Consider the following 12,934-nt stretch of genomic DNA (forward strand, 5'->3'; position numbering starts at 1 on the left):
CGAACGGTTCGGGGACGCGGGCGAAAGACCGGGATAGGCGGGTTCGCCGGACAGGTCTCCTGGGGCCACCGGTTAGGAACACGCCGACGCCCGAGGGTCTCGAAACTCTTTTGGAGGTTATCAAATGAAGCTCGTAAAGAGCCTCCTCCTCGGTTCCGCCGCCGGCATCGCCGCGGTTGCCGGGGCTCAGGCCGCCGACCTTCCTTCGCGGAAGGCCGCTCCGGTCGAATACGTTCGCGTTTGCTCCGCTTATGGCGCGGGCTTCTTCTACATCCCGGGCACTGACACCTGCCTGCGCGTCGGTGGTCGTGTCCGTGCTGAGTACACGGTCGGCACCCGCTACGGCAGCGGCCAGGACGCCTACGGCACCCGCGCTCGCGGCCGCCTGAACGTCGACGCCCGCACCGCGACCGCTTACGGCACGCTGCGTACGTTCTTCCGCTACGAGCTGACCAACAGCTCGGGCTTCTATGCCGGCACCCTCGGCGGCAACCAGGGCATCATCGCCCCGGGGCAGGCTCGCAACGGCGCCGGTGGCGCTGGTACGGCTTCGAACCTCGACCTGGCCTTCATCCAGTTCGGTCCGATCACCGCTGGTCGCGCTCAGTCGTTCTTCGACTTCTATGCGAACGACTTCGGCTTCTCGACGATCCGTACGGCTGACTCGCGCCTCAACCTGTTGGCTTACACCGCCACCTTCGGTTCGGGCTTCTCGGCCACCGTGTCGCTCGAAGATCGCAACACCGGCACCGGCCAGCGTGAGAACGGCGCTTTCGGCCGCTTCACCGGCGCGGGTCTGGTTCTCGGCGGTCAGGACTTCCCGGACATCGTCGCCTCGCTGCGCGTCGATCAGGGCTGGGGTTCGGCTCAGTTGTCGGGTGCTCTTACCCAGCGTAAGGTTGTCTCGACTGTCAACGCTGCCGGCCTCCTCACCCAGGCCAGCGCTGACGAGTACGGCTATGCCATCCAGGGCGGCGTGAAGATCAACCTGCCGATGCTTGCGGCTGGCGATCACCTGTTCCTGCAGGCCGCCTATGCTGACGGCGCTCTCGGCTATCTCGGCTGGGGTGGTCAGTACGGCTCGGGCCGCCAGACGTCCGCGCTCGCTGCCAACCAGCTCGTGATCGGCGATATCGGCGTGGGCGTGCTCGGCAACACCAAGAAGTCGACTGGCTGGTCGGTCGTTGCCGGTCTGCGTCACTTCTGGACCCCGCAGCTGCGTTCGGAGCTCTACGGCTCGTACTCGGAGATCAAGCTGGGCTACGTCCAGGCCGCCGGCTTCTATGCCGCTGGCGCTCCGGTTCGCTCGCTTGATCCGAAGGAGCTCATCGTTGCCGGTAACCTGATCTGGTCGCCGGTTTCGGGTCTCGATATCGGTGTTGAGGTTCTCTACACCCGCACCGAGCTCGCCTCGCGCGTTCTCCCGGTCGACAACAACGGCGCTCGCGTCGCTGGCTTCGGCATCAAGAGCGACGACGCTTGGGCTGGTCGCCTCCGCATCCAGCGCGACTTCTGATCGATCATCCGATCGTTCAAGGGAGGCCCCGGGGAAACCCGGGGCTTCTTTCGTTTTGGGCTGACGTTCGCAGCGCAAAAACCCATCTGATCGTCGCAAGGGCGGGGCGGTCCCTTGCTTGACTTGGGATCGCGATAGGGCGTGATTGGAACGGGTTGCAGGCGGCGGGATTCGACGCCGACGACCCTTGGGCAAGGCGGGGATTTCGGCATGGCGCGGCAGGCCGGGTGGCTCTGGGGGCTTGTTCCGCTGTCCTTGGTCTGGGCGGCTGCCAATGCGCTGAACACCGAGCCCGTACGCCGCGACATCGAGGCGAGGGCGCTTGCGGCGAGCGCGGTGGCCGGCTCTGCCTCGGGCGCGCGCAGCGTCTCGGTCCGCGTCAGCGGGCGCGACGTCTATCTGGATGGCGAGGCCGTCACGGCCGATGGCGCCAGCAAGGCGCTGGCTCAACTTCAATCGGAATTCGGCGTCCGGCGCGTGCTCGGTGGGCTGACGCAGGTCATCGCCCAGAGACCCTATAGCTGGTCGGCGACGCGGCAGGGCAATCTCGTGACGCTGTCCGGCTTCGTGCCCGACGAGGCGACGGCCATGGCAACGCTGGCGGCGGCGCGGGCGCTGGACCCGGGGTTGAAGGTCGATGACCAGCAGAAGGTCTCTTTCGGCGCCCCGGTCGGTTTCGCCGAGCTCGCAGCCCTGCTGATGCGCGATCTCGGCCAGCTCTCCACCGGCAAGGTCGCGCTGGACGATTCCCGCTATTGCGTCGAAGGCACGGCGGCGACGCCGCAGAGCTTCCAATCCTTGCGCGAGGGCGCTGCCAGCGCGTCGCCGAAAGGCTTCACGCGCGTCGACTGCCCGCTCAGCCCGGCGACGGTGAGCCCCTATCGCTGGAGCGCCGAGAAGAGCGTATCCGGCGCCATCACGGTCACCGGCTACTATCCCTCCGATGCGGCGCGTCGCGAGATCGGTGCGTTGCTCGGCCGCGCTTTCCCCTCGGCCGGCGCCGTCAACGATCGCATGCTGCAGGCTGTCGGCGAGCCCCCCGCTTTTGCGAGCAAAGTGGCGCGTGCTGTCGCCGATCTCGCTCGTCTGCGCAGCGGCAAGGCCGAGCTCGACGGCGCCGCCTATCGCATCTCCGGACAAGGACCGGACGGTTACGAGGCCTGCGAGGCGCTGAAGCTGAACATCGCGCAAGGTGACGGTCCCGATTCGGTCGCGCTCGCCAGCATCACCTGCCCGCCACCTCCGCCGCCGGCGCCGAAGAGTGAGCCGGCACCCGCTCCGTCGGTCGACGTGACACCGACCGCGCCGGCGACACCGAGCGCACCTGCGCCGGCCAGTCAGCCATCGGCTCCGGTCAATCCGGTCCCCGCCACGCCTGGCCCGGCTGCAATCACCGAGCCGCAAGCTGCACCGCCGGCAGCACCCCGGCCGCTGCAATGGCGGGCCGAGAAGTCCGAAAACGGCATCGTCCTGTCTGGCGTTGCGCCCGACGCCGCGGCCAAGGTGGCTATGCTGGAGGCGGCGCGTGCGGCGCTGTCCGGCGGCGAGGTCGTCGATCGGACTGTGATCGAAGCTGGTCCGCGCGGCGGTCCCGACTACGGCGAGGCGACCCGCTTCGCCCTCGGGCTCCTCGGCAGGATGGCGCAGGGCAGTGCTTCGCTGGCGGGCTCCGCGCTCAGCCTCACCGGCGCCGCGGCGGACAAGGCCGGCTGGCAGGCCTTGGAGAATGCGCTGAAGGGCAAGGCATTGCCGGCCGGGCTCTCGCTCTCGGGCCGGCCGGCGCTCACCCTGCGCAGCTATGGCTTCAGCGCCTCGATCGACAAATCCGGCGGCTATCTGGGCGGCTATCTGCCCGACGCTGCGGCCAAGGACGCGATCGCGGCCTTGATCGAGGCCTCGCCCATGCGCGGGCGCGTCAGCGACGAGACCGAGATCCTGCCGGCGGCGCCGACCGGATTCGGGGTCGCGGCGCGCGGGGTGGTCCAGGACCTGCTGCGGCTCGATCTGGGCTCGGCCAGCGTGGTCGATCGCGAGGTCAATGTCCGCGGTTTGACCTGCCGCGCGCTGATCCGCGACGAGGTCCAGACCAATCTGGCGAGCGGCTTGCCGGACAGCTTCTCCGGCAAGGCCGAGATCGGCATGCGCCAGACCGGCTGCGTGATCGATCCGCCGAGCAATTGCCAGAACGAGCTCGATGCGCTGACCCAGCGCTATTACGTGATGTTCGGCCAGGGCACCGCGGTCGTGACGCTCGACCCGGTGACCGAGCGGGCGATGACGGAGGCTGCCGCCATCCTCAAGCAATGCCCGACCTCGCGTGTCACCATCGAGGGCCATGCCAATCTCGACGGCGAGCGCAGCGGCTTCAACAATCTCGATCTGTCGAGCCGGCGGGCGCTGCGGGTCCGCGAAGAGCTGATCCGTCGCGGCATCGGCCCGGCCCAGCTCGAGGTCAAGGGCTACGGCACCGATCGGCCGCTGGTGGCCCATGGCGATCCGGAAGCGCGGGTGAAGAACCGCCGCGTCCAGTTCACCGTGGCGAAGTAAGGAGGGAGCGATGCTCTATCTCGCGACCCAGTTCGCCTGGTTTCTCCTCGCTGCCTTCGCGATGGGCTTGGTCTTCGGCTGGCTGACCGGTCGCGGCGGCCCGCGTGGTTTCGCCAGCGGCCCGGTCATCGGCCTCGCCATGCTCTGGGCCGCGCTGGCGGCGCTGGTCTGGCTCCGGCTGGTCAACGATCAGGTGGCGTTCTGGATCGAGACCGCGCTGCTCTATCTGCTCGCCTATGTCGCCGGCTGCCTGATCGGCAGCCTGTTCGCCGGCGAAGGCGAGGCGCTCCCGGCGCTCGCCGCGCCGGCACCGCGCCTCGCCTTGCCGCAGCCTGCTCCGGCTCTTCCCGCACCGGTCGCGCAGGCCAAGGCCAGCGAGGGAGCGACGGGCGAACCGGCTCCCATGCCGAAGGTCGAGGGCGAGGATGGGATCGCCGGCAAGCGCCCGGCCGGCTTCGCCGCTGCCCGCGGCGGGCAGGCCGACGATCTCAAGCTGATCAAGGGGATCGGCCCGCAGAACGAGACGCGCCTGCATGCGCTCGGCATCTGGCACTTCAGCCAGATCGCCGGCTGGACGCCTGACAATGTCGAATGGGTCGGCACCTATCTGGCCTTTCCGGGGCGGATCGAGCGTGAGGACTGGGTGGCCCAGGCGGCTGCGCTGGCACGAACCGCGACGACGGTCGAGCCGGTGACGGCGATCCCGCTCTCCGGAGCGGCACTCGAAGGCAAACGCCCGGGCAATCTCCTGCCGGGCGCGCGCGGCGGCAAGCCGGACGATCTCGGCCTGATCGACGGCATCGGCCCGGCGATCGCCGAGACCCTGAATACGCTCGGCATCTGGCATTTCGACCAGATCACCGCGCTGGGACCGGACGAATTGCGCTTCCTCGCCCACCACACCGGCTTCCCGGGCCGCGATGTTGCTGAGCAATGGCAGGCTGAAGCCAAGATCTTCGCCGGCGGCGGCGAGACCGAGCATTCGCGGGCGGTCAAGGCGAAGCGTCGCAAGAAGAAGCGCTGAGGCGTTTCTCAGCTCGGTTGCTTTTCCGCCTTCGCGATCAGCCGGCCGATACGGCGGACCATGTCCTTGCTGCCGAGCAGGGGGGCATGGCCTTGGCCGGGCGCGGTGAAGGTTTCGCAATGCGGATGGCGCCGCCCCATCTCCTCCAGCGTCTTCTCCGCCAGGAGATCGGAGTTCTCGCCGCGGATGGCGAGCACCGGGACATGGTTCAGCGCGGCGAAATAGGGCCAGAGCTCTGGGAGGGGCGCTTCGAGATCGAGTTCCTCCAGCGTCTTCAGCAGGCGCGGATCATAGTCCGGTACGAGCGCGCCATTGCGCTCGGTCCAGGTCCGGCGCGCCATCATTTCCCATTCGGCCTTGCTGAAGAGCGGGAATTGCTGGTCCGAGAGCCGTTTCAGGATCTCGGCGCCTTCGGCGAAGCTGCGCGGCGTCGGCAGCTTGCCGACATAGCCGCGGATGCGCAGCAACCCGCGCGCATCGATCACCGGCCCGACATCGTTGAGAACGACGCCGCGAATTGCGGTCGGCCGTGCGGCGGCCAGCGCCATTGTCAAAAGCCCGCCGCGCGAGGTGCCGACGAAGACGGCCTCCTCGACGCCGGTCGCTGCCAGAACCTGCATGAGATCGTCGAGTTCGACGCGGATGTCGTAGTCGTGCCAGTCCTTGGCGTAGTCGGAGCGGCCGCGGCCGCGATAGTCGAGCGCCAGCACCCGCCGCGGCCCGTCTTCCGCCAGCGCCAATGCGAGCTCGTGGAAGTCGGCGGAGGTGCGGGCAAGGCCCGGTAGGCAAACGATCGGGAGGTTCGGCGCCGCCTGTGGCCCATATTCGCGGATATGCAGCTTCAGCCCGTCGCGGGCGCTGATGAAGAGGGAGCGGAAGCCGGTATCGGAATTCATGCGGGACTCGGGGAAGCAGGCGGGCGTCTCGCACCTAACCATGGCGGTGGGGTGGGCGAAAGCGGGGCCCGGCTCTGCGATCCGGCCGCAGTGCTCTACGACGCGCCCCAACTCCTCAGCTTGGCGATGCAGCGATTGAAGATGTCGAGCTCCTCCTGCGTGAGCGCGGAGAGGAAATCCTGCTCCATCACCTCGCCCAGACGGTCGGCCTCCTGCCTGACGCTCTCGCCCTTCGTCGTCAGGCGCAGGGACACCCGCCGCGCATCCTCACTTTCGAGCTCGCGCCGGACATAGCCGCCATCGACGAGCTTGCGCAGATGCTTGGAGACCAGCGTCTGTTCGATCAGGCTCGCTTCCGCCAGCGCCCCGGAGGACAGGCCGGGCTCGTCGCCGATCGTCCGGAGCACCCGGAGCTCTCGGATGCTGAGGCCGAGCTCGGCCTTGTAGACCTTCGAGGCCCTGGCCATCGCGGTCTGGTTGAGCTGGTCGAGCCGGAAGGTCAGGAACGGTTCGCGCAGGTCGATGCTCCTCTTTCGCAGCGGTTGACGACCGTCCTACTCGACTTCGCAGCTTCGGCTCAACGCCTGACTTCGCCGCGATCGGCCTGCCAGAGCGCGACCAGCGCCAGGCACGTGCAGGCGATGAGGTAGTAGGACGGCACCATGTCCGAGCCGGTGTTGGCCACCAGCCAGGTCAGGGTGAAGGGCGCGAGCCCGCCGAACAGCAGCACCACCATGTTGTAGGCGATCGACATGCCGGTCGAGCGGACAGTGGTCGGGAACATCCCGGCCAGCAGCCCCGGCGTCGGCGCCCAGATCGCGGCGATCGGCAGGGCGCAGATCGCCTGCACGATCAGCAGCCGCTCGAAGCTCGGCACCGCCACGACATAGGCGAGGAGCGGATAGGACAGCAGCGCGAAACCGAGCATGCCGCAGAGCCAGACGCGGCGCGGATTCCAGCGATCGGCGAGCTGGCCCATGATCGGCACGAAGATGAAGAGCAGGATGCCGCCGATCAGTGAGCTCAGCATCGCGCTGGTGAAGGGCAGCTTGAGCTGGCGCACGACATAGCCCGGCAGGAAGATGAACCAGACATAGTTCGAGGCGGTGCCGGGGATCATGATGCCGCAGCTGCGCAACAGGGCGCTGCGATGCTCGGCCAGCACGGTGCGGAACGGCGTTTGCTTGACCTTGGCGCCGGCATCCTTCTCGTATTCCGGCGACTCGTCGACGAAGCGGCGGATATAGAAGCCGAGCGGCGTGATCAGCGAGCCCAGCAGGAACGGCACGCGCCAGCCCCAGTCCTGCAAGGCTTCCGGCGTCATCAGCGTCGAGAGCGCGTAGCCGGAGAAGGCTGCAAGCGCGAGCGCCAGCGCCTGCGAGCACATCTGGAAGCTGCCATAGAGCATCTTCTTCCGCGGCGGGGCGTATTCGACCAGCATGGCGGTGGCGCTGGCGAATTCGGCGCCGACCGAGATGCCCTGCAGGATGCGCGCGACGATCACCAGGATCGGTGCCAGCATGCCGATCGTCTGATAGCTCGGCGTCAGACCGATCAGCACGGTCGAGAATCCCATGATCAGGATCATCACCGTCAGGATCGGCTTGCGGCCGAAGCGGTCGGCATAGGTCGAGAGCAGCACGCCGCCGACCGGCCGCACCAGGAAGGAGATCGCGAAGGTCGCCGCCGTCAGCAGCGCCGAGACCAACGGGTCGGCGCTCGGAAAGAAGACCTGCGCGATGATGGTCGAGAAGAAGCCGTAGACCAGGAAGTCGTACCATTCGAGCCCGTTGCCGATCACCGAGGAGATGACGGCACGTCGGACCATCGAGGCCGAACGCGGCTGGGTGGCTTCAATCGTGGCGGCAGTCATTCGCCGGCCCCTTCCATGGTCTGGCGCGCGGCGATGCGTGCTAGGATGCTGGCGCCGACAGGCAGCAGGCGGTCGTCGAAATCGAAGGTCGGGTGGTGGCACATCGCCCCGGGCTGGCCGAGGAAGATGTAGGCGCCCGGCCACTGATCGAGCATCAGCGCGAAATCGTCGGAGAAGGGCAGGGGCTTCATGTCGGTGCGGACATTGCCCGAACCGAGGACCTCGCCGGCGGCAGCCGCCGCGGCGGCTGCGGCGCGCGGATCGTTGACGCAGGGCAGGCAGCTTGCCGCCTGCGTGCAAACGATCGTGCAGCCCGACATCACCGCGAAACCCTGGCAGATCGCGTCGAGCTTTTTCAGGATCAACGCCTCGACCGCTGGGTCATAGGTGCGGATCGTGCCGCTGAGTTCGGCCGAGGCTGGGATGATGTTCGGCGCAGTGCCGGCGGTGAGCCGCCCGAGGCTGATCACCGCCGGCGCCAGCGGATCGACATACCGGCCGACGATCGAGGAGATCTCGGTCGCGAGCCGGGCCGCGACCTGCAGCGGATCGATCGTGGTGTGCGGAGCCGCGCCATGGCCGCCGACGCCGTCGATCCTGATCTCGAAGGCGGCGATGCCGGCGAGCGTCGGGCCCGGGCGGACCGCCGCCGTGCCCTCGGCATAGAGCGGGATGGTGTGGAGCGCGTAGACCTCCGAGCAGGGGAAGCGCTCGAACAGCCCGTCCTCGATCATGCGCTTGGCGCCGAGTCCGATCTCCTCGGCTGGCTGGAAGATCAGGTGGATCTTGCCGCGCTTGGGCGGATTGGCCGCGAGATGCCGGGCCGCGCCGAGCAGCATCACCGTGTGGCCGTCATGGCCGCAGCCATGGAAGCGGCCGGGTGCCGTCGAGCGATAGTCGGCGCCAGTCTCCTCGGTCATCGGCAGGGCGTCCATATCGGCACGCAAGCCGATGGTCGGGCCGGGCGCTGCGCCTTCGATCACGCCGACGAGACCGGTGCCGCCGAGGCCGCGATGCACGGCGATGCCGAACGAGGCCAGCGTCTCCGCGACGAAGGCCGAGGTCCTGACTTCCTCGAAGGCGGTTTCGGGATGGGCGTGAAGGTCGCGGCGCCAAGCCTGCAAAGTCGGCGCATGCGCGGCAATGTCCGGCAGCATCAGATGTCCTCCCGATTTTGGGAGTCAGGTACTTGAAAGTTTCAAATATTGCAAATGGCAGGAGTGATCATTGCGAGAGAGCGCTGCCGGGCATGTGGATAGGTTCGCGCCGCGATCGTCGCGGCGCGCCGGGGAGACGGGATTTCAGAAGGAGAGGTGGGCGCTCAATCCCGCTTGCCGCCGCGCTTCAGATCGTAGTCGATCATATAGGCGGTGCGCTGGTTGAGGCGCTGGCGGTAGACCTGCAGGTTCTCCATCACGCGCTGCACGTAATTGCGCGTCTCGGTGAAGGAGATGCGCTCGACCCAGTCGACTGCGTCGACCTCAGGGGTGCGCGGATCGCCATAGGCGGTGATCCACTTCTTCACATTGCCGGAGCCGGCATTGTAGGCGGCGAAGGTCAGGATATAGGAGCCGCGCCAGTCGCCGAGCAGGTCGTTGAGATGGGCTGCGCCCATCTTGGCCGAATAGAGCGGGTCCTTGGTCAGCTTGTCGAGCTCGAACGGCAATTGCGCCCGCCGCGCCGTCTCGCGCGCCGTCGCCGGCATCATCTGCATCAGGCCGAGCGCGCCGGCATGCGAGACCGCGGCCGGATCGAACGCGCTCTCCTGCCGGGCGATGGCGTGGACGATGGCACGCTCCATCGGATCGCCCACCGACGGGAATTCCGGCACCCCGAAGGTCGGGAAGGCGGCCTCGTCGAGCGGGAAGCCGCGCTGCAACGCGATCTTGCCGATGGTCAGCAGCGTCTTGGCATCGCCGCGCTGGCGGGCGATGTCGGCGATCGCTTCGAGCGCGGCGGCATCGTGCAGGCGCTGCGACAGGTCGATCAGCAATTGCCCGGCGAGATCGGGCGCCTCGATCGCGTAGAGCAGCTTCGCGGCCTTGAAGCCGGGCAGATGCGCCAGCGGCGCCGCCATGGTGCGCCGGACCGGCAAATCGACGAGGCCGAGCCGGGCACGGGCGAGTTGGCCATAATAGGCGACCGGGTGCTGGGCGGCGCGGCTGTAGAAGGTCTTCGCCTCATCGGCCTTGCCGAGCGCATCGGCGGCACGGCCTTGCCAATAGGCGGCGCGCGCCACCGAGATCGGCGTCTCGGCGATCTTGGCGGCTTCGGCGAAATGCTTGGCTGCCCGCTCGGCATCCTTCTCGAAGCGGAGTGCGATCCAGCCGGCATGCCATTCGGCGTCGATGCGCTCGGCCGTGTCCTCGGCGCCATGGCCGGACGCGACCGCATAGGCGCCCTTGGCGTCGCCTTCGTCGAGCAGCTTGCGGGCGATCAGCCGACGCTCCTCCCACCAGCCATCGCCATCGCCGAGCACGGCCGGGTCGCGCGGCACCTCGGCGATCGCCTTGGCGGCATCGGCCGGCTTGCCGGAGCGGCGCGCCTGCTGCGCCTGGAGGAAAGCGAAGGAGATGTCTTTCTTCAGGGCCGCCGGCACGGCGTCGATCTGCTTCTGTACGATCGGCCCCTTGGCCTTGGCGCTGGCGAGCCGGACCTTGGCGAGGGCGACATAGTCCTGCGAGACGCGGGCGGCGTTTCGTAGCGCCTCCTCGCTCTTCCCGGCGAAGAGATAGCGTTCGGTGCGCAGGCGATGATCGGCGGCGGTGAGCTTGTCGCCGAAATTGTCGAGCACGATCTTCTCGAGCCCGGCGCCGAGATGGTCCTTGAGCCAGGTTCGGCGGGCAACCGCCAGCGCCTCATCCGTCTTGCCCTCGGCTGCGAGAGCGCGGGCGAGCGCGACGCGCCCGGCCGGGCTGATCGGCTCGCGGCCATGGAAGAAGGCGCGCACGGTCTCAGGGCTGCGCCGATCGGTGACCAGCGCCGCCTCGGCGCGCCGACGGAACGGCGTCGTGCCGGGATAGTTCGGGAAGGCGTCGAGGAATTCGGCGATGCGCTCGAAGCTGACGACATTGGACAGGCTGCGCAGCGCCACCCATTCCAGCATGCCGCGCACCGCCCTGTCGTCGATGCCGCGGGCGATGGCATCGCCATCCTCGAGCTTACCGGCGCGGTAGGCTGCGACCGCCTTCTTCAGCGGTTCGAGATCGATGCGCTCTTCCGGTCGGGCGATCGTGGCCGGCGGCACGGGCGACGCAGGCGGCTCGGTCTGCGGCGCGAGCGAGGCGGTCACGCCGACATCCACGCTCGCTTGTCCGGTGTCGTCGCTCGTATTGACGCGCGCCAGACGCTCGATCTGCAGCGGATGCGAGCCGTCAGGGCCCGCGGAGCAGGGCCCAACAGCAACAAGGATAAGCGTCAGGCCGGCTCCGAAGAACCGTCGGCCCGGCGATAGCGCCATCAAGGGATCCCCCCAAGCAAGCCGGATCGTAGCAGTAGGCCATGCTCCCGCAGGGAGTTTTATGAAGTCCTAACCATGCCGCCACGATATTTGATGGGTTGCCGGCTTTGCGGACTGCGGCTGAAAGGCTATGTCTGTCGCCTGTTTTTTGGCGGGAAACCGTTTCACGCCGAACTTTGTCGTTTTCAGGACCGTCCATGACCAAGCATGCGCCCCTCACCGGTTCGATGCCCGCGCTGGTGACGCCGTTCAAGGGCGGAAAGATCGACGAAGCGACGCTGCGCGCTTTGGTCGACTGGCAGATCGAGAGCGGCTCGACCGGGCTGGTTCCGGTCGGCACCACCGGCGAGAGCCCGACGCTCAGCCATGACGAGCACGGCCACGTCACCGAGATCGTCATCGACCAGGCCAAGGGCAGGGTGCCGGTCATCGCCGGCGCCGGCTCGAACAACACCACCGAGGCGATCTCGCTGGCCAAGCACGCCGAGAAGGCGGGCGCCCAGGCCGTGCTCGTGGTCACGCCCTATTACAACAAGCCGACCCAGGAAGGCATGTACCAGCACTTCAAGGCGGTGAACGATGCGATCGGCATCCCGATCATCATCTACAACATCCCGCCGCGCTCGGTGGTCGATATGTCGGTCGAGACCATGGCCCGGCTCTACGAGCTGAAGAACATCGCTGGCGTGAAGGATGCGACCGCCAATCTCGCGCGCGTCTCGCTGCAGCGCCATGTGCTCGGCCCCGATTTCATCCAGCTCTCGGGCGAGGACATGACCGCGCTGGCCTATATGGCTGCCGGCGGCCATGGCTGCATCTCGGTCGTCGCCAATGTCGCGCCCAAGCTTTGCGCCGACCTGATGGCTTGCGCCCTCAAGGGCGACTATGCCGGCGCGCTGAAGATCCAGGACCGGCTGGTGCCGCTGCACGACGCCGTCTTCAAGGAGCCTGGTCTCGCCGGCGCCAAGCATGGTCTGAAGCGCCTCGGCCGGATCGAGGAAGAGCTCCGCCTGCCGCTGATGCCGGTTACGGCGGCGACCGGTGACGTCATCCGCAGCGCCATGGTTCACGCCGGCCTGTTGAATGCTTAAGTGAGGTGATCGGCGTCGCGGTCTCGCGAGCGCCGGTTGCCGGAGAGTTTCGATGAGCAAGCCAGATCCAGAGCGCTACAAGCTTGCGGCCGATAACCGCAAGGCGCGCTACAACTATGCCATCACCGAGACCTTGGAAGCCGGCATCGCCCTGCAGGGCACCGAGATCAAGTCGTTGCGCGGCGGCCGGGCGACGATCGGCGAGAGCTATGCCGGGCCGATGGGCACCGAGCTCTTCCTGTTCAACGCCCATATCCCGGAATATCTCGAAGCCAATCGCTTCAATCATGATGTCCGCCGGCCGCGTAAGCTGCTGCTGCACCGCCGCCAGATCGACAAGCTGATGGGCGCGATCCAGCGCGAGGGCTACACCGTCATTCCGCTCAAGGTCTATTTCAACGACAAGGGCCGGGCGAAGGTCGAGCTCGGCCTCGGCAAGGGCAAGAAGCTGCACGATAAGCGCGAGACCGAGAAGGCTCGTGACTGGAACCGCGACAAGGCGCGCATCCTGAAAACGGGGGGATAGG

At 67.6% G+C, this 12,934-nt stretch carries 10 protein-coding genes; 5 read left to right on the top strand and 5 right to left on the bottom strand.

The features are described 5' to 3' along the window. Positions 1-124: 124 nt before the first annotated feature. The 3 genes from AC1DS0_RS21845 (at position 125) to AC1DS0_RS21855 (ending at position 5,087) form a co-directional block, all read left to right on the top strand. Entirely contained in the window at positions 125-1,516 is a 1,392-nt protein-coding gene (locus AC1DS0_RS21845; RefSeq protein WP_152014142.1) for a porin, read from the top strand. 210 nt (positions 1,517-1,726) lie between these two features. Further along, the gene (locus AC1DS0_RS21850) at positions 1,727-4,063 is read left to right on the top strand and encodes an OmpA family protein (RefSeq protein WP_476816377.1); all 2,337 of its coding nucleotides are present in this window, start codon (positions 1,727-1,729) and stop codon (positions 4,061-4,063) included. A gap of 10 nt (positions 4,064-4,073) precedes the next feature. After that, positions 4,074-5,087 (top strand): hypothetical protein, encoded by a 1,014-nt coding sequence (locus AC1DS0_RS21855; protein WP_476816378.1) that lies wholly within the window; start codon positions 4,074-4,076, stop codon positions 5,085-5,087. A gap of 8 nt (positions 5,088-5,095) precedes the next feature. Here AC1DS0_RS21855 and AC1DS0_RS21860 read toward each other — a convergent pair whose 3' ends face one another. From AC1DS0_RS21860 to AC1DS0_RS21880, 5 genes are all read right to left on the bottom strand, one after another. Next, entirely contained in the window at positions 5,096-5,983 is an 888-nt protein-coding gene (locus AC1DS0_RS21860; protein ID WP_476816379.1) for an alpha/beta fold hydrolase, read from the bottom strand. A gap of 95 nt (positions 5,984-6,078) precedes the next feature. Next, the gene (locus tag AC1DS0_RS21865; RefSeq protein WP_476816380.1) at positions 6,079-6,450 is read right to left on the bottom strand and encodes a MarR family winged helix-turn-helix transcriptional regulator; all 372 of its coding nucleotides are present in this window, start codon (positions 6,448-6,450) and stop codon (positions 6,079-6,081) included. Positions 6,451-6,560: 110 nt separating this feature from the next. Then, complete coding sequence (locus AC1DS0_RS21870; protein ID WP_476816381.1) at positions 6,561-7,856, bottom strand: MFS transporter; 1,296 nt, start codon at positions 7,854-7,856, stop codon at positions 6,561-6,563. Further along, positions 7,853-9,013: an amidohydrolase gene (locus AC1DS0_RS21875; RefSeq protein ID WP_476816382.1), complete on the bottom strand. Its 1,161-nt coding sequence runs from the start codon at positions 9,011-9,013 to the stop codon at positions 7,853-7,855. The genes AC1DS0_RS21870 and AC1DS0_RS21875 overlap by 4 nt, the downstream gene beginning before the upstream one ends. A 164-nt stretch (positions 9,014-9,177) precedes the next feature. Beyond that, positions 9,178-11,148 (bottom strand): lytic transglycosylase domain-containing protein, encoded by a 1,971-nt coding sequence (locus tag AC1DS0_RS21880; RefSeq protein ID WP_476816383.1) that lies wholly within the window; start codon positions 11,146-11,148, stop codon positions 9,178-9,180. A 365-nt stretch (positions 11,149-11,513) separates the two neighbouring features. Between AC1DS0_RS21880 and dapA the strand changes: the two genes are divergently transcribed. Together dapA and smpB are read left to right on the top strand one after the other, a co-directional pair. Continuing rightward, entirely contained in the window at positions 11,514-12,407 is an 894-nt protein-coding gene (gene dapA / locus AC1DS0_RS21885; RefSeq protein ID WP_476816384.1) for a 4-hydroxy-tetrahydrodipicolinate synthase, read from the top strand. Positions 12,408-12,459: 52 nt separating this feature from the next. Further along, complete coding sequence (smpB, locus tag AC1DS0_RS21890) at positions 12,460-12,933, top strand: SsrA-binding protein SmpB (RefSeq protein ID WP_110492638.1); 474 nt, start codon at positions 12,460-12,462, stop codon at positions 12,931-12,933. Position 12,934 lies beyond the last annotated feature (1 nt).

The organism is Allobosea sp. P4_H5, from assembly GCF_056400825.1.

What these genes read in the sequence shown, in the direction of transcription:
- smpB (WP_110492638.1), top strand. Translation starts at nt 12,460, where the DNA reads ATGAGCAAGCCAGATCCAGAGCGCTACAAGCTTGCGGCCGATAACCGC.
- AC1DS0_RS21860 (WP_476816379.1), bottom strand. Translation starts at nt 5,983, where the DNA reads ATGAATTCCGATACCGGCTTCCGCTCCCTCTTCATCAGCGCCCGCGAC.
- AC1DS0_RS21870 (WP_476816381.1), bottom strand. Translation starts at nt 7,856, where the DNA reads ATGACTGCCGCCACGATTGAAGCCACCCAGCCGCGTTCGGCCTCGATG.
- AC1DS0_RS21855 (WP_476816378.1), top strand. Translation starts at nt 4,074, where the DNA reads ATGCTCTATCTCGCGACCCAGTTCGCCTGGTTTCTCCTCGCTGCCTTC.
- AC1DS0_RS21875 (WP_476816382.1), bottom strand. Translation starts at nt 9,013, where the DNA reads ATGCTGCCGGACATTGCCGCGCATGCGCCGACTTTGCAGGCTTGGCGC.
- dapA (WP_476816384.1), top strand. Translation starts at nt 11,514, where the DNA reads ATGACCAAGCATGCGCCCCTCACCGGTTCGATGCCCGCGCTGGTGACG.
- AC1DS0_RS21865 (WP_476816380.1), bottom strand. Translation starts at nt 6,450, where the DNA reads ATGGCCAGGGCCTCGAAGGTCTACAAGGCCGAGCTCGGCCTCAGCATC.
- AC1DS0_RS21850 (WP_476816377.1), top strand. Translation starts at nt 1,727, where the DNA reads ATGGCGCGGCAGGCCGGGTGGCTCTGGGGGCTTGTTCCGCTGTCCTTG.
- AC1DS0_RS21845 (WP_152014142.1), top strand. Translation starts at nt 125, where the DNA reads ATGAAGCTCGTAAAGAGCCTCCTCCTCGGTTCCGCCGCCGGCATCGCC.